Consider the following 17466-nt stretch of genomic DNA (forward strand, 5'->3'; position numbering starts at 1 on the left):
AGAAGCAGCTTGAAATTGAATTTAATGATGAACGCAATAAAATAATTCAGAACAGAGCAAAGGCAAGTGCGGCTGATATTACCCAGTGGTTTATCCTAGGATTAGCATATGTTATGATTTTATTTGATTATCCATTATGGCTAGTTGGAATTACCGTTGGAATTTTCCTTTTATATTACCTAATATCAATTTTCTTTGCGGTTAAATATCAAAAAGAAATGTAAGATTCATTCAAGGGACCGCCGAAATCAACTTGCTAAAGCTTTCCAGACTAAGAAGTGCTATTATATTAGTAGTATTTCAGGAATGGAGATAATTACAATGCCAACAGGAAAGAAACTAATTTATCCGATATTATTGTCAGTTGTCTTATTATGGGGCCTAAATGTTGTAATGATTAAGTTCTTAACCCAGCAAATGTCCCCGATCTTGGTAGCTGCAGTACGAATGCCCCTGGCGGGAATTGTATTGCTGTTGTTCGTTTTTAAGAAATATGGGTTGTACAATCCAAGTAAAAAACAATGGGGATTGCTTTTTTGTATAGGACTAATCTCTGTTTGCCTGCATCAATTGCTTTTGGGGTACGGAGTTTCTGTGACATCATCCACCAATGCTTCACTTATCCTGGCCCTAAATCCTCTGACTACCGCGCTTCTGGCGTCCATATTTGTGCAGGAGAAATTCACCAGGAATTTAGGGCTTGGCATACTACTAGGATTTGCGGGGGTTGTGTTGGTTGTGTTTTCAAAATCTCCGGAGGGTGCTATCCAATTTTCCTTAATCGGTGATGTTGCGATGGTATTAGCCATGTTGACCTATGTCATTGGGGGTTTGCTTATTAAAAAGCTGTTGGAAAACCCGATTCCAACCTTAGTAGTGACTGCCTATTCTACCTTAATAGGGGGACTATTGTTAAATTTGGGGACGCTGGTTTCCTTTGGGCCTGCGGTTTATGGACAAATTCACTTATCATCTACAGCAATACTTGTCTTATTAATATCAGCTTGGGGAGCTACAGCTTTAGGTACCTTAGGATGGAATGACGGTATAAAACAGTTGGGGGCCAACAGAACGGCTATGTTTCTAAATGGTATGCCTTTTGCGAGCATGTTCGGTGGGTTCGTCTTTTTAAATGAGAAAATTGCCTGGATACATATCTTAGCACTTATCCTCACTACGTTAGGGATTGTGATTGGGAGTATTCCTAAAAAGAAGGTCATTCTTTTGGAGTCCTGCAAACAATAGACTTGTTGTTAAATAAGAACAATGGACAAAGGCAGACTTCAGGGATCTTTTTAAGGATCTTGAAGCTGCCTTTTACTTTTACTTGACATGACTCACTCAAGCACTTTCAAGGTAGGAGTTAAATACAGAGTTAGAGGCCGGCCAGTAATGGCCAGGAATAAAGATACAAGTACGTACTTTTTTCTGCCTATATAAAGGGAGGGTAATTAGATTTTAGGTTCCGTTTGAAGATCTTGTATTATTATTTAGTTGAAGGGATAGAGGAACGTTCAGCGAAGAACTATTAATCATAATTTGGCTAAGGGGAACTTGGAGGTGAAAACGAATGAAGCGGAAAATTCTTTTAGCAACAATCATAGTTATTCTACTTACAACCGGATGTGGGAAAACGGCTCCAGCTGATACCAACCCCCAACCCAGGGAGCAATCTGAGGAATCCCCCTCATTAGATACTAAAGCCCAGCCACCGGAAGGGACTTTCCGGTTCACTCCGCATAATCTTAAAGATATCGTGGGCTTTAGGCCCATACAAAATCAATCATTCATGGTGGATTTAAATTCCTGGGGCAAGGTTAAATTCGTCTCCGGAAAATTGACAGGAGGCAACCATATACCTGTAGTCTTTTACCTAACCGATAAAGATGGGGAGATCCTATATGATTTTCAGGCAAATCTTCCTTATATGGTAGACGTTAAAGCCGTTTCCTTTGAAGATGTAAGTCAAGACGGTCTAAAAGATATAATTATTATTGTAGATGATGCTTATCCCGGACAAGGGAATAATCCTCTAGCTACCGTCTACTTTCAAAAATCCGATGGGTCCTTTGCTAATGATCTGTTGTTAGATCAAGAGATAAACGATTCAAAGAACAATAGAGATGTAAAAACTGTAGAAAGCTACTTGGCTGGAAAGTATTGACTTTCTTTCATTCTCTTAGGGGCACTTGATTAAATACTATCGTAGAAAGATCTCCGACCTAGAATCGTCCAATAGTCACTTTGCACCACTCTATCCAGAAAGCGGTTGAGAGTTATCGGGTCGGTGACGAAGCAAAGGTGTATCTGCGGACGCTTAGAGTAAAATAAGGTTGGGCACAGAGCTCAATGAGCGGCAGTAGGTATAAAATCTTGCAAGAAGACCAATGTAAAAGGCACGTAAAGATTGAACTGGTAATATTTAACTAGTTATGCTACGATACAATTAGGATTTGTAAATTAAAGGAGAGGCGGTATGCAAAATAGCGGCTTTTAATAAAATTGTAGATCTTTTACAGGAGTTAAATTCATATAGACCACTTACTGCAGGGGAGCTACAACGATTAAGTGAGGAATTTCTGATTAATTTTACGTATAATTCTAATGCAATAGAAGGCAATACCCTTACCTTACAGGAAACCGCTTTAATCCTCAAAGAGGGAATTACCATAGATAAAAAGCCACTTAAAGACCACTTAGAGGCTGTAGGTCATAAGGAAGCATATCATTATGTTGAGGAATTGGTAAAGCAAAAAGTCCTACTGTCCGAAAAGGTCATCAAAGATATTCATAGTTTGGTTCTAATGGACAACCGTGCGGATAGAGGAATATACAGACGTGTGCCTGTAACAATTATGGGAGCTGTCCATACGCCGCCGCAGCCATATCTTTTGCCTACTCGAATGGAACAACTTATTATTAAATACCAGGGATGTTTTTCTCATGTGGTTGAACGTGTTTCCCAATTTCATTTGGAATTTGAAGCCATACACCCATTTATTGATGGTAATGGCAGAACCGGTCGCTTGCTTTTGAACCTCGAGTTGATGAAGGAGGGTTATCCTCCTATTAACATTAAGTTCAGTGATCGTAAACGATATTATGATTGTTTTACAAGCTATCACATAAACGGGGAAGATCCATCAGAGATGGTTTCTCTTGTCCGGGAATACCTCGAAGAAGAACTGTTAAGGTATATAGAAATTGTCAGAAACGCAAATGAAATGTCAAAATTCCAATAAAAATAGTTAGGGACGATACGAAGGCGTTGTCATTTGAAAAATTCCTCGTTCGGACAGCTTCACCAGCTCGACAGAGAGGATAGCTCATGGCGTTATCGATAATCCAAAGTGTCAATGGTTTTACTTATAACATCAGCCCGGAGACTAAAATCTCTGGGCTGATGTTATTACTGAAGCAGAAACGCCTGCTTCCATGTCGATCATGACATGCTTGATAATCTCAAATTCCAAAGACATTCCCCTGTCAAGCAACTTGATATTTGGACACGCACAGATATATAATTGAATAATAATAAGCAATAATAATACAAAAATAATCATAAATTATTTAAGCCATTTGAAATAAGATGTGACTAAAGTTATCGACTGGCAGCCAAAGCGCAAACAGCGTCGGCAACGAACAGTGTCTCTTCTCGAGTGTTGAAATGAGAGAATGAAAAGCGGACGGAGCCGGATAGTTTGAGTCCATCATGCATTAATGGTGCACAATGGGCCCCTGCGCGTACTGCGATGCCATACTTTTCAAAAAGCAGAGCTGCGACTTGAGCGGAATCATATCCTTGGATATTGAGGGAGACTATGGGTGTACGAAGTGGCGCGGCTAAATCTCCATAGAGGGTAACCTCGGGAATATCCGCCAGGGAATGGGCAAACAGGCGCGCCCAGGTATCCGCCCGGTAGTGGATTGTCGATAGTCCGGTGGACTGTATATATTGCACGCCGGCCAGTAGTCCTGCGATGCCGTGGGCATTTTGCGTCCCGGCTTCCAGGGCATCGGGCAATTCCCCGGGATGTTTGGAGTCGAAGGAATGATGGCCGCTTCCTCCGACATACAGAGATTCGGGCCTGTAATTAGGTCCTAAACAGAGTCCGCCGGTGCCTTGGGGCCCGAAGAGTGATTTATGCCCTGTAAAGCAGAGGGCGGATATGTTTTTCATCTCAATAGGCAAAAGTCCGGCGCTTTGTGAGGCATCAACAATGAAGTCCAGGCCGCGTTCTGCACATAATTCACCGACAGATTGGATATCGAAGACGTTGCCGGTAACATTGGAAGCATGGGTAAGTACTACTGCCCCGGTATCCGGACGGATGGCCGAAGAGATTGCTTCCGTGGAAACGCATCCTAAGCTGTCACAAGGGACAATGGTATAATTATCCCGTTTGTAGATGGGCCGCAGTACCGAATTGTGCTCAGCGGCGGTTGTCACAATATGCCCCCGGATTCCGGAAATGGCGATGTTTAAGGCAACGGTGGCGTTAGGAGCGAATACCACACGCATAGGATCATCAACCCCAAAGAGGGAAGCCAAGGCGATTCGTGCTTCCATCAACATGCGGAGAGCGTCCAGAGCCGGTGCATGTGCTCCCCGAGAAGCGTTGCCAAAGGTATCCATAGCCCGCACAACAGCTTCCTTGACGCAAGGAGGTTTCTGAAGAGTTGTTGCGGCATTGTCCAGATAAATCATTTTTTTCTCCTATCTCTAATAAATGGTGTTTTTATATTTTAGTATAAGTCAAACAACTGTGTAAAGGAAGGGATCTCATGATGAGTTTATTGTCAAACTGTACCTCTGGGGGCTGCGGAGCCAAGATTGGTCCGGGCGAGCTATCCAAGGTGTTGTCCGGCATGCCGGTTTTTGGTAACCCTAATCTGTTGGTGGGCTTTGATGCCTCGGATGATGCTGCTGTTTATCAAATTAATCAAGACACTGCCATTGTTTCCACAGTGGATTTCTTTTCACCCATGGTGGACGATGGTCGCTCCTTTGGCCGAATCGCGGCAGCTAATGCCTTAAGCGATGTATATTCCATGGGAGGTACACCACTTTTTGCTCTCAATCTCGTTTGTTATCCCGAGAGAATGGAACTGGACGCCTTGGGAGAAATATTATTAGGCGGGGCAGAAAAAATCCAAGAGGCGGGAGCGGTACTTTGCGGCGGCCATTCCATCTATGACAAAGAGCCCAAATATGGGCTGGCAGTCACCGGACGTATCGACCCGAAACAAATCTGGCGCAATAATACTCCGGTTCCGGGGGATCAACTGATCCTTACCAAACCCCTGGGGATTGGCATTGTCATGGCTGCCCTGCGGGGAGAAATGGCCGATGATCAAGCCGTTCAGGCGGCGATTTCCTCTATGCAGAGGCTCAATAAATATGCGGCGGAGAAGATGCACAGTTTTCCCATTAGTGCCTGCACAGATATCACCGGTTTCGGACTGTTGGCCCATGCCAGGGAAATGGCTGGGGATGCTACATCCTTGGTCATATATAGCTCGGAATTGCCTTATATCCCTCAGGCTTATACCTATGCCGGAGATTTCTTGATAACTGCGGCTGCCCAGCGCAATCGCAACCATATGCAAGGCTTTGTGGATCTCGGCGATACCCCCTTTGCCTTGCAGGAATTGATGTTCGATCCCCAGACCTCGGGAGGGTTGTTTCTCAGCGCCCCGAAATCCTGTGCTCAAGAGCTGTTAAGTGCCATTCAGGAAGTGGAACCCCAGGCAAGAATCGTAGGAGAAGTGCTCCAACCACAAAATTCACCGATTTTGGTACGCTAAGGAGGAATATTTATGAATAACATTGATTGTCTTGGGCAGGTCTGCCCTATCCCAGTCATAAAAGCCAAAAAAGCTCTGGAGAGCTTGGGGGAAGCAGGCGGTGTGGTAACTGTATTAGTCGATAACGACATCGCCCGCCAAAATCTCCAAAAGATGTCCACAGAACTGGGTTATCAAAGCGAATATGAGCAGAGAGAAGACGGTAATATCCAGGTTACCATCGTAGCAGGAGAAGGCTGCGCTGTGGAAAGCTGCCCGACAGAAGGAGATTCGGGCCTGGTCGTAGCCATCGGTCGGAATACCATGGGGGAAGGAAGTCAGGAACTGGGCCAAATACTGATCAAAGGTTTCATCTTTGCCCTCAGGGAGCTTGTGCCGCCGCCCACCCATGTTTTGTTCTTCAATTCGGGGGCATACCTTACGGTTAGTGAGTCTAACTGCTTGGAGGACCTGCGCGCTCTGGAAGCTGCGGGAACGGTTATTCTAACCTGTGGGACTTGTACCAATTATTTCGAAATTACCGAAAAGCTAGGGGTCGGTGAGATCGCCAACATGTACGGCATCGTCACCGCTATGGCTGGGGCAAAACGGCTTATCAATATCTAGGAGGATTTTTGTGTCTTATATTCTTACGTTTGCCAACACCCATGGGGCTATTTTAGCCGAAAAAACCCTCCTGCAGGCCGGTCATTCCGTAGGGGTGATGCCCTTGCCCTCAGGCATCAAAGCCGGCTGCGGCATCGCCCTTCGGGTAGCGGATTATATTGCCGCAAAGGCCCTATTGCAGGAGACTAACATAGTTGTAGCGGCTGTCTATCAAGCAATGTTAAATTCACAGGAGACGGTGTACAATGAGGTTCAGGGATGAATGAAAAATTTCATGGGATGTGCCCAATAGACGTCCTATGGAGGCATGTAAGGAATGATAATTAGGGGCTTTAGGTATTGAATATAAGAGAAATTTGAACAGCGGCTCTTTGTGGCCCATCTGATGATGTGTTATAATATGGTAATACTTAATGTTGTTCAGATAATCGAATAGTTGATATTATGGGGGCGAGGTTTAATGTCAATATTTCCGCATAGTAGTGATAAGAAATATACCTATGCAGATTATCTTACCTGGACTGATGGAGAAAGATGGGAAATAATTGATGGCGTGCCCCATATGCAATCTGCTCCTACGTGGCAGCATCAAGCCATATCCAGTGAACTTATGTTGCAATTTGGTGAATACTTACGGAATAAGCCCTGTAGAGTTTTTGCTTCACCTTTCGATTTAAGGATACCTGAATTAAATGAAGATGACGAAGAAACAACGTTTGTATGCCAGCCTGATCTTACTATCATTTGTGATAATGCTGGTTTAAAAGGTACTGGGTATTATGGTACTCCCACCCTGATAATTGAAATATCATCTCCTTCAACCGCAAGGATAGATAAGCTTTTTAAGTTTAATAAATTTGAAAAGGCCGGGGTTAAAGAGTATTGGATCATTGAACCGGATGGTAAGTTCGTGAGTGTATTTACCTTACAGAACAATAAGCGCTATGGACGGCCAGCTGTTTATTCAGATGAAGAAAAAATAACCGTGAGTGCCTTGCCGGACTTGATAATTGATCTTAATCCGGTTTTTGCTGCTCTGTAAAATGGACTTTGATATTTGCCGGATTTTAATGAAGAAGTTGAAAGTCTGGCATAATCTTATGCTAAAGCCTAAAGTGATTCACGCTTAAGTGGATCACTTTAGGCTTCAGTTGTTTATCTGAATCTTATTTGGGCAAAAATTTGACAAATCCTCTTTTTGAACTCAGCAATCCAGGTCAAGAATTAGTTCTCCGGTTGATTTATGCTAGATACGGGAGGTGAGAAAATGAATCAGGTTGAAGCAATAAGGGCGGTGCAAAAAATGCAGGATTATATTGAGGATCACATATATGAAGAGATTACCCTTAAGCAGCTCTCAAAGGCTGCCGGATATTCATCCTGGCACTCAGCGAGAATTTTCAAAGAGATAACGGGAAGAACCCCCTTTGATTATATTCGTGCTTTAAGACTAACCAGAGCTGCACTGGTTCTACGTGATGAGGAACGAAAAATTATCGATGTTGCCTTGGATTTCGTCTTTGACTCTCATGAAGGCTTTACTCGTGCTTTTGCCAAAGAGTTTGGCTTGCCCCCCAAAAGATATAGTCAAAATACTCCGCCTATCCAACTTTTTATGCCTGCAAGAGTTTTCGATACCTTCCGAGCATTGCATAATGGAGGAATGAAGATGAGTGAGAAAAAAGCAACTAAAACGGTATTCGTGCAAATTATTGAACGTCCGGCCAGAAAAGTACTTCTCAAGCGGGGAATCAAAGCAACCGAGTATTTTGGATACTGCGAAGAAGTCGGCTGTGATGTGTGGTCCATGCTTTCAAGTGTTAAAGAAGCAATGTATGAACCCATTGGAATGTGGCTGCCGAAAGACCTGATAAAAAGTGGTACTTCCCAATATGTGCAGGGAGTGGAGCTGCCACTTGCTTATAATAATGCAGTTCCCCCTGGATATGATCTGATTGACTTGCCGCCGTGCATGATGATGATATTTCAGGGAGAGCCTTATAACGATGATGACTTTATGGAGGCAATCGGCGAAGTATGGGAGCACATTGAAAAATTTGACCCGAATATTTACGGATATCACTGGGCACCTGAAGCAGCACCGAGATTTCAACTTGCCCCGATGGGGTATAGAGGGTATATTGAGGCTAGACCTGTTGTCTCTCAGTCAATGGGGAGCACGCAAAGACAGGATAAGTAATGCGAAGTCCTTTATGATTGAATCAGAAGGGAGAGGTACAATGGAGTGGCTTAGAGCAATGAATAGGGCAATTGACCATTTAGAAGCAAACATTTTCTTCCCCATTTCATTTTCAGCGGATGTATCATATGCTTTAAAGCATTTCCAAAGCTTTCCTTTCATATTTCAATCAAAGGAGATCAGGATATGGATTACAAATTAATCGAAAAAGACTCGTTTAAAGTGATCGGCAAGACTAAAAGAATAACAACTCAGGATGGAGAAAATTTAAATCTAGTTCCGCTTTTTTGGAAGGAATGCCAGGCAGACGGATCCTATGAAAAGATTTGCTCCATGGCAGGCGGCAGGGGGGTCTTTGGGATCTGTATGGATTTTGAACCCAACTATGAAGCATTTATGTATATGATAGCTGTGGAGGACAATGGGGAAATTCTGGAAGATTTTTCGTCTGCTGAGATACCTGCTGCACGGTGGGCCGTCTTTGAGTCCGTTGGTCCTATGCCGGGTGCCATACAGAAGGTATGGGAACGGATTTATTCCGAGTGGATTCCTGCAACGGGTTATCAGCAAGAGGAAGGACCACAATTGGAGGTTTATCCACTGGGTGATATATCTGCTCCGGATTATAAGTGTGAGGTTTGGATTCCGATAAAAAAGTAAGGTAATGACACCGTAACGTGATTTCCTCACCGCGATTACGCAGTTTTATCCATACCCTGTTATTGGTCTATTCAGCGCTAAAGATCTATTGAAGATTTATGTTACTGTGATAAGGAAAACCACTGAAAAGTTTTTTCAGTGGTTTTTGTCCTGTCGCGCGGGCCTGCTCATCAGTAACTATAATTTTACTTGAAAGTGAAAATTATCGGAAAGAAAATGGTAACGATCAGCGCCCACAGTGAATAGATCGGCAAATATCGCGTAATGGCAGCTTCAATCATCTCCACTTTAACTTTACCCAGTATAAACCGGAAATAATTAACCGTAATCCTCAATAAGTGGACAAATACAATTAGATTCATACCCAAAACGGCCAACCGGTTTGGAGTTATGCCATATGAAGTTAATCTGAACAAGATAGCCGATAATGCTACGCAGTCAATTACTATAGCAACTGTTAACAATGCGAAGATTATTCGGTCATTGAAAGTTATTTTTGAACCAGTTTCTCTTCCCGCGACGGAAAAAATCGTGATTGCTAAGACTAAGATCAGCATTAAGTTAAATATTAATAAGAATTCTCTATCAGTATAAGGATTCTTCTGGGTTACGATAATTGTAGCTAAATAGACACCTAAGGTTATTAAAACTAAAGGACTAAAAACCTTTGCTAAGTATGGCGCAATATTTTTGGTTATGCCCCTGGCCCTCGCTAAATAAGTGCCAACAAAGGGTGCAGCAGCAACTCCATAAATTGCAATGTTGTTCATATAAAAATCTTCTATTTTGACTTGAATTGCCGCAAATAAACCAATGGTCAAAGCTGTTAAAACGACACCACAAATAAGTAACAGACCGGCACTAATTAAAAGCTCACCGTTGTACTTCAGGTATTCCAATACTTTTCCTGGCTGCAGGCGATAGTCTCCCGTGAATGATATGGCAACTAACGACCATAAGAAAAAGGGTAAATGCAGATTAGCCAAAATAATACTATCTGAGTATTTTACAGGTAGAAAGTTTAGGTAAATCAATGTCACCAGATAGAATAGGCTAATTGACAGAATAAGCTTTTTCGAAGGGCGGTTCTTTAAAAGAAAATAGACTGAAAGCAAAGGAAAAATCGAAAAAACAATATTTGCCGGATTAATTAATTCTTTTTCAATGGATGGTAACAAAAACCTGGCAATTGTTCCCGCCAGCAACGAAATCACAATTACTAGCAGAAGGTCTTTCCACCTAGTATCAGTTTCCATCTTTTCATCCCTTGGCATATCAAAATTTAGCCTTTCCTGCCAAACTTTCAGGATGGTTAGATTCTGATTTTCGCTAAATACCTCGGGAAAGGCTTTAATAAATTTCTCCGGCTCCTGCCGATAATACCTTTCCAACTCAGCTGGCTGTTCAAGATTTTCAGAAATGAAGTTTTCCATAATAACCTCCAATAAATCTAATTCTTACTGTATTTGAGACCTTTAAAAACAGTGTTTCTCGATTCATAAACAGCACCTCAGTTATCATAACGTTATCATGAGTTGAGTAAATTGTAATACATTATTTATCGAATATCAATAAATAAATATTGGTATTAGTTGTTTTATTATTTTAATACGATAATTTAACTTGGTGTGATTTTTTTATTAACTTACTTGAAAGACGAGAGGCCACTTTGTAAACCAAGAAGCAATTTTTGTAACCGACAACTGAATATTTGTAAACGAAACGCAGTTTTTGTATCCGAAAAGCCTGTTTTGAAAACGAAAAGCCGCTTTTGTAACCCAAATGCAGTTTGATTTATTCGTTTTTCTGGCGTATTATGAGAAAAATGGGCATTCCAAATGGGGATCGACTCCCTCTCGATTTTATTGTAATCGGAGAATCCACCCCTGTTTATGGATTGTTCATGGAGGGTTGGCGCGTTAGTATTATGGTTCTATCTTTTGAGAAGACTAGGTTTTAACAGGATGTCACTGGCGGCTACCGGCGAACATCCAAGTTTGTGCAAAACTTCTTCTCCATGGTAAAAGCTGAACGTTTCGTAGGGGCTACGATTGTTCAGCTTTTTTCTTTTATAAGAATTGATATGGTTCATCATCCGGGTGACTTCTTCCTGTGTCAGGTGATTGAAGCCTGTCCCTTTGGGAAGCACTCTTCGGATCAGACCGTGATTGACTTTAATGGCCCCTTTCTGGTGAGGGCATCCGGCATCGCAATAGTAAATCTGCGTGCGCAAGCATTCATCCTTTAGGAATTCTGGTCGTTTTTCCGAACATTTCTTGACACTATCCAATCTTTGTATGCCAGAATGCAACCGCCTATCATCAATGGATTCAGTTACTGAATAATGTTCAATTTGAATCGGTTGCATTTCGATTTGCAATTAAGGACGTGGACTAAAAACGTGGACTAAACGTAGGAGGACATTTTTCTAGGGTGCCTATTAACTTACTCTCAAGTTGATAAAAATGTATGGAATGAACATTGACTTAGAGTTAACTCTCAATGTTAAAATACGTAGATGGCAGTTTATCTACAAAAGATGAAAATCATAGATTGGAATTACTATTCACCTAGGGACGTAAATGAAAAGAGGGAAAATATGCGAGTATATTTATTCGGTTTTTTGGTAGTATTGGGTCTTGGACTTATAATGTTTATAAACCTACACCCATCCTTTGGTGGAAATCCATCTAAAAAAGCAAAAGAGATTTATCAAAGTCTTAATAATTATGTTGCAGGTAGATTTGTCAATCAGGTGCCAACAAAAATGAACATGAGTGCCTCTAATATTTTCTCCATGATTAAAGATTATATTTTAGAGGGTACAAACCGCAATCCTACCGGTTCTATTCCTGTTATCACGATTGATTGGAACAAAATTAATGGTGAAGGGGATAGTATCACTTGGCTGGGGCATTCTGCTTTTTTACTAAGTATCGATGATAAAAAGATGCTGATAGATCCAATGCTAGGACCTATTGCCTCACCGGTTTCCTTTGCAGGGAGTAAACGCTATAAATATAGTGAAGACATGAAGGATATTATTGATGAGATGCCACCAATTAACGCAGTGTTTATTACACATGATCATTACGACCACTTAGATTATCATTCTATCCTAAAGCTGAAGAACAAAGTCGGTCATTTCTTTGTTCCTCTTGGAGTAAGTGTACATTTGATCCGATGGGGAATTGCAAAGGATAAAATTACAGAGCTCAATTGGTGGAATGAAGCGGAATTTCAAGGTTTGACCGTTGCCTTGACCCCAGCTAAACACTTCTCCGGCAGGGGGATTTTTAATCAAGATTCCACCTTATGGGGCGGTTGGGTTATTCTTGGAAAACATACACGTTTTTATACCAGCGGAGATGGTGGATATGATGAACATTTTAAGGAAATTGGAAAAAAATACGGATCTTTTGATATCACCTTACTTGAAGGTGGTCAATATGATCAACGATGGTCTTGGGTCCATATGACACCGGAACAAGCAGTTCAGGCTCATCTGGATATAAAGGGCAAAGTTATGATGTTAATGCACTGGGGAGGATTCACATTAGCCTTTCATGGCTGGAATGAACCTATAGAGCGAGCAGTCAATGAAGCAAAAAAGGCAGACATTAACCTGATAGCCCCTAAGATTGGTGAAACTCTCTCCATAAATTCAGACCTATACACTCCTCCTTCACCATGGTGGGAAATGTGTGAGGCATTACAATAAGAGGAGCAATACAATCAATTTTTAACTGAATCTCAGTATGGTCATTCAGAGTAAAAGATATAGTATAAAGAATAAATAGTGTCTATGCGGAAACTATCTCATTTTAATGAGGTAGTTTTTTTGTTGGTAAATACTTTGTTATTAACTTCCCATTGACCCCTATGGCCCCGGGGGGTATAATGTAATTACTGAAGCAAGTAAGCTTGCTGTCGAAGCTCGAAATGGACTCGGAAAATAAACCTAGCATTTCATGCCAAACTATAAGTTACTAAGCTTTTATGGAGGGATATTTTTATGACAAAAAAAGTACTCATTGTCGGCGGTGTAGCTGGGGGAGCTTCTGCTGCTGCGCGCTATAGAAGACTAGATGAAAAAGCCCAGATCATCTTGTTTGAAAGAGATGACTATATTTCTTTCGCCAACTGTGGTTTGCCCTATTACATCGGTGAAACTATCAAGGAACGGGAGAAACTTCTCGTCCAAACTCCTGAGGCTATGAAAGCCAGGTTTAACATTGATGTGAGAATTAATAGTGAAGTCGTTGGCATTGACACAGAAAAGAAAATCGTGACTGTCAGAAGTAAGGATCAAGGGATTTACAAAGAATCCTATGATGCTCTAGTATTATCACCGGGAGCCAAAGCTCTTCGGCCCAATATTCCGCGGATAGACAGTTCGAAAATATTTACTTTGAGAAACATTCCGGACACAGATAGAGTTAAGGCTTATGTTGATCAAAAAGGTATAAGTAGCGCTCTAGTTATTGGCGGAGGTTTTGTCGGAGTTGAAATGGCTGAAAACCTGATCGAGAGAGGTTTGAAGGTCACTTTAATCGAAGCCGCTCCTCACATTTTAGCTCCTTTTGATTCAGACATGGTGGTAATGGCTGAAAAGGAATTAGCTGAAAATGGCGTGGATCTTATCTTGGGTGACGGAGTTAAAGCTTTTAAAGAGGTTGGCAGTCAAATCGAAGTAACCTTGAGCAGTCAAAAAATGGTGACTGCTGATCTAGTCATTCTGGCTATCGGGGTTGCACCTGACACTGCTTTTTTGAAAGACTCGGGAATAGGGTTAGGGGCGAAAGGGCATATCATCGTTGATGAAAGAATGCAGACCAATGCAAAGGATGTTTACGCAGTAGGAGATGCCATCGAGGTTATCGACTTTATTACAGGGGAAAAGACGGCTGTTCCTTTGGCGGGACCGGCCAATAAGCAGGGACGAATCGCTGCGGATAATATTGCGGGTTTGAATTCCATTTATAAAGGCACGCAAGGAACCTCGATCCTTAAAGTTTTCAGCTTGACGGCGGCCAGCACAGGGGCCAATGAGAGAACCCTGCAAAAAGCCAATCTACCTTATCGGGTTGTCTACGTTCATCCTGTGGCTCATGCCTCCTATTACCCGGCTGCTTTACAGCTAACCTTGAAACTGATTTTTAATGATGAAGGCCGAGTATTGGGAGCACAGGGCATCGGTTATGATGGCGTTGACAAACGAATTGATGTTATAGCTGCTGTCATTCGCTTAAAAGGCACGGTAGACGACTTAGCCGAATTAGAATTAGCTTACGCTCCGCCATTCTCATCGGCCAAGGATCCGGTAAATATGGCGGGATTTTCAGCTCAAAACCTACTGGCCGGCAGAACCCATGTTGTGGCTTGGAAGGATATGGAGTTGGGAGATCTTAAGGATTCAATCCTTCTGGATGTGCGAACGGAAGAGGAATATAACAATGGACACTTACCCGGTTCCATCAACATTCCCTTGGACAGCTTAAGAGACAGGATGGACGAGTTAGACAGGAATAAACAGATAATAGAGTACTGTCAAGTAGGCTTAAGGGGCTATATAGCAGACAGGATCTTAAGTCAAAATAGTTATAACGTCTTAAATATTACCGGGGGCTATAAAACTATCTCGTTACAAGAATTCGATCCACAAAAGATAAGCTCTGAGAGTCAACAATCCGATTCAGGACCAGGTGAAGTGGATACCCCTCATGGGCATTTTGATAAAAGTATTGATGCTTGCGGGCTGTGTTGTCCTGGGCCATTAATGCAGGTTAAGGCAGCTATGGATCCGTTGAAACAAGGTCAAATCCTCAAGATTTTGGCTTCTGATCCGGGCTTTTATGAGGATATTAAAGCTTGGAGTAAAAGAACCAATAATCAACTGATAGACGTAGCCAAGGCCGGAGGGGTTATTACGGCCTTCATTAAAAAAGGTGCGCCAAGGGACTCGGTTCGGCAAGAGCCGGCAGCTGCAACTTTAAAGGATAATAAGACAATAGTGGTTTTTAGCGGAGATTTGGATAAAGCTATAGCCTCCTTCATCATTGCCAATGGAGCTGCGTCCATGGGCAAGAAAGTAACGATGTTTTTCACCTTTTGGGGATTAAATGTGTTGCGTAAACATGAAAAGGTCAGCACTCAAAAGGGCTTTATGGATAAGATGTTCAGCATGATGATGCCGAGGGGAAGTAAACGTCTTAAGTTGTCGAACATGAATATGCTGGGTATGGGCGGAAAAATGATCAGAAAAGTTATGAAGGACAAAAATGTTTCTTCTCTGGAAGAGCTCATCAGTGCAGCGATGTGCAATGGAGTAGAGGTAGTAGCCTGCCAAATGTCCATGGATGTGATGGGTTTAAAACAAGAGGAACTGCTGGACGGCGTTAAAATTGGCGGAGTGGGTTATTATTTAGGAGAAGCAGAGGATTCGAACGTTAATTTATTTATTTAGACAAAAGCGAACAGTCATTCCGTCAATAGCTAAGCCCGGAGATTTTTATCTCCGGGCTACCTGATCAATTAAATAACCTAATTCAAACGGTGCCCTCCGGAGTTAATAAATGGCAGATGGCAAATACTAATCATCATAACCTAGTATTAATGAACTTGTGTAAAGACCTCCTTTGTTGTGCAAAGGAGGTCTATGGAATGGGCGTAAAGGACAGATCGATTTTAGTAATTGACAAATAATCTGCCTCAAGGCCTGCTCGGGATAGATTATTTGTCGAAAATCCTAAAAACTCTTTCTTAATGAATCAATCACATAGTCTACATCCTGAAGGGAATTAAAGTGGCTGAAACTAAAGCGGATGGTTCCCTGGGGGAAAGTACCAAGAGTTCGGTGGGCTGCCGGAGCGCAATGCAGGCCGCAGCGGGTCATAATCCCAAACTCCTTAAATAATTGATAACTAACTTCGGCATTATCGTGTTTCAAAAAGTTAAGAGAAGCAATTCCTGTTCGGTCTTGTTTTTGGTCGGGGCCAAGGAGCTGAATACCAGGCAGGGTTTGCACATGTTCTATAAACCTCTGCACAAGACTCAGCTCTTTTTCTCTTATAGAAGGAATCCCTTCGGTGTTTAAGTATTTAAGTGAGGCATTGAGCCCGTAAATCCCCGGTAAGTTTAAGGTGCCCGCTTCAAAACGATCGGGCATATAGCTTGGTTGGAGAACACTTTCTGATGCACTTCCGGTTCCCCCTTCGATCAAGGGTTCAATCAGAGAGGCTAATTTATCATTAAGATAAAAGCCGCCTATTCCTTGAGGTCCCAAAAGACCTTTATGCCCTGTAAAGGCTAAGGCATCAGCATTAAGTGCCAGAAAATCCACGGTTAAGAAACCGGCAGTTTGCGCACAATCAACAATGAAAAACAAGTTATGCTCCCGGCATAGTTGACCGACTTCTTCTAAAGGCAGTATCGTACCACTGACATTGGAAGCATGAGTCATAACAACCGCTTTAGTATTAGACTTAATCTGCAGGCCTAAGTTGCCGGTGGGAAGCTCCCCTTTGTGATTACAGAGAACCGTTGATAGTTCAACCCCTTTTTCGGCCAGTGAAGCCAGGGGCCGCATAACTGCGTTATGTTCCATCGAAGAAACAATCACGTGATCTCCCGGTTTTAACAACCCTTTAAGGATAACATTAAGACTTTCCGTAATATTTTTAGTAAAAATTACATTTTCAGGTTTAGGGAAATTAAACAAGCTGCAGAGAAGTTCCCGTGTTTCATAGACAATGTTGGCTGCTTCAAAGGATGACGTGTAAAGTCCTCGGTTAATATTACAGCCAATATTGGTTAGAAATCCCGCTACAGCTTCAGCCACCCCGGGAGCCTTAGGGAAAGAGGTGGCTGCATTATCTAAGTATAATCCGTTCATGACACCATTCCTTTAGTAAGGGCTTCGTCGTTTAACGAAGCCCTTACTATTATTAAGTTACTCTTTAGCACGATAAACTAATTGGTACTGATTTCCTTCCACAGCATAAATCTTCTCGATTTCCTCAGAAATAATTTCGGTCAGACTCTTGGTAAAGTAAAATTTTACCCCCATGCCGCAACTGGAAGTCAACTTGCGGGGTAAAGGGATCAATTCTCCCGGATAGTTAAACCTTTGAATGAACTTGGCGAATTTGATGGCTGAAGAGTTCGTGTAGAAGAGCACAATGTAAGTCATG

The 17466-nt window shown here is 42.1% G+C and carries 15 protein-coding genes and 2 pseudogenes; 12 read left to right on the top strand and 5 right to left on the bottom strand.

Annotation, left to right across the window (positions count from 1 at the left end; all coding sequences use genetic code 11):
* The 4 genes and pseudogenes from BLS16_RS15345 to BLS16_RS15360 form a co-directional block, all read left to right on the top strand.
* Window positions 1–224, top strand: a pseudogene (locus BLS16_RS15345) (hypothetical protein); the annotation flags it as partial.
* 97 nt (window positions 225–321) lie between these two features.
* Entirely contained in the window at window positions 322–1245 is a 924-nt protein-coding gene (locus BLS16_RS15350) for a DMT family transporter (RefSeq protein WP_092334565.1), read from the top strand.
* Between the two features lie 325 nt (window positions 1246–1570).
* Window positions 1571–2164 carry a hypothetical protein gene (locus BLS16_RS15355; protein WP_143015542.1) on the top strand — a complete coding sequence of 198 codons (594 nt, stop codon included), beginning with the start codon at window positions 1571–1573 and terminating at the stop codon, window positions 2162–2164.
* A 577-nt stretch (window positions 2165–2741) separates the two neighbouring features.
* Window positions 2742–3242 carry a Fic family protein gene (locus tag BLS16_RS15360; protein ID WP_427846380.1) on the top strand — a complete coding sequence of 167 codons (501 nt, stop codon included), beginning with the start codon at window positions 2742–2744 and terminating at the stop codon, window positions 3240–3242.
* Window positions 3243–3601: 359 nt separating this feature from the next.
* On the opposite strand, the gene BLS16_RS15365 is transcribed toward BLS16_RS15360, so the two are convergent.
* Entirely contained in the window at window positions 3602–4708 is a 1107-nt protein-coding gene (locus tag BLS16_RS15365; RefSeq protein ID WP_092334567.1) for an aminotransferase class V-fold PLP-dependent enzyme, read from the bottom strand.
* 77 nt (window positions 4709–4785) lie between these two features.
* On the opposite strand from BLS16_RS15365, the gene selD reads away from it, so the two are divergent.
* From selD to BLS16_RS15395, 6 genes are all read left to right on the top strand, one after another.
* Complete coding sequence (gene selD, locus BLS16_RS15370; RefSeq protein ID WP_092334568.1) at window positions 4786–5808, top strand: selenide, water dikinase SelD; 1023 nt, start codon at window positions 4786–4788, stop codon at window positions 5806–5808.
* Window positions 5809–5820: 12 nt separating this feature from the next.
* Entirely contained in the window at window positions 5821–6414 is a 594-nt protein-coding gene (gene yedF / locus BLS16_RS15375; protein ID WP_092334569.1) for a sulfurtransferase-like selenium metabolism protein YedF, read from the top strand.
* Between the two features lie 10 nt (window positions 6415–6424).
* Window positions 6425–6676 (top strand): putative Se/S carrier protein, encoded by a 252-nt coding sequence (locus BLS16_RS15380; protein WP_092334570.1) that lies wholly within the window; start codon window positions 6425–6427, stop codon window positions 6674–6676.
* Window positions 6677–6874: 198 nt separating this feature from the next.
* Window positions 6875–7456, top strand: coding sequence for a Uma2 family endonuclease (locus tag BLS16_RS15385; RefSeq protein ID WP_092334571.1), 582 nt, complete (start codon window positions 6875–6877; stop codon window positions 7454–7456).
* Between the two features lie 225 nt (window positions 7457–7681).
* A complete protein-coding gene (locus BLS16_RS15390; protein WP_092334572.1) occupies window positions 7682–8614 on the top strand; it encodes a helix-turn-helix domain-containing protein in 933 nt (310 codons plus the stop codon).
* 186 nt (window positions 8615–8800) lie between these two features.
* Window positions 8801–9274: a GyrI-like domain-containing protein gene (locus BLS16_RS15395; RefSeq protein WP_345788537.1), complete on the top strand. Its 474-nt coding sequence runs from the start codon at window positions 8801–8803 to the stop codon at window positions 9272–9274.
* Between the two features lie 185 nt (window positions 9275–9459).
* Here BLS16_RS15395 and BLS16_RS15400 read toward each other — a convergent pair whose 3' ends face one another.
* Both BLS16_RS15400 and BLS16_RS15405 read right to left on the bottom strand, forming a co-directional pair.
* On the bottom strand, window positions 9460–10707 hold the full coding sequence (locus BLS16_RS15400) for a DUF4153 domain-containing protein (RefSeq protein ID WP_092334573.1): 1248 nt from the start codon (window positions 10705–10707) through the stop codon (window positions 9460–9462).
* Between the two features lie 500 nt (window positions 10708–11207).
* Window positions 11208–11507: pseudogene (locus BLS16_RS15405) on the bottom strand (IS30 family transposase); the annotation flags it as partial.
* Between the two features lie 366 nt (window positions 11508–11873).
* Here BLS16_RS15405 and BLS16_RS15410 point away from each other — a divergent pair.
* Entirely contained in the window at window positions 11874–12995 is a 1122-nt protein-coding gene (locus BLS16_RS15410) for an MBL fold metallo-hydrolase (protein ID WP_092334574.1), read from the top strand.
* A gap of 294 nt (window positions 12996–13289) precedes the next feature.
* Complete coding sequence (locus BLS16_RS15415; RefSeq protein WP_092334575.1) at window positions 13290–15740, top strand: DsrE/DsrF/DrsH-like family protein; 2451 nt, start codon at window positions 13290–13292, stop codon at window positions 15738–15740.
* Between the two features lie 282 nt (window positions 15741–16022).
* Here BLS16_RS15415 and BLS16_RS15420 read toward each other — a convergent pair whose 3' ends face one another.
* Together BLS16_RS15420 and BLS16_RS15425 are read right to left on the bottom strand one after the other, a co-directional pair.
* Window positions 16023–17168, bottom strand: a complete 1146-nt coding sequence (locus BLS16_RS15420; protein ID WP_092334576.1) for an aminotransferase class V-fold PLP-dependent enzyme — start codon at window positions 17166–17168, stop codon at window positions 16023–16025.
* Between the two features lie 57 nt (window positions 17169–17225).
* A complete protein-coding gene (locus tag BLS16_RS15425; protein WP_092334577.1) occupies window positions 17226–17465 on the bottom strand; it encodes a putative Se/S carrier protein in 240 nt (79 codons plus the stop codon).
* Between the last annotated feature and the right edge of the window lies 1 nt (window position 17466).

It is taken from the genome of Desulfosporosinus hippei DSM 8344, from assembly GCF_900100785.1.
GTDB classification, from domain to species: domain Bacteria; phylum Bacillota; class Desulfitobacteriia; order Desulfitobacteriales; family Desulfitobacteriaceae; genus Desulfosporosinus; species Desulfosporosinus hippei.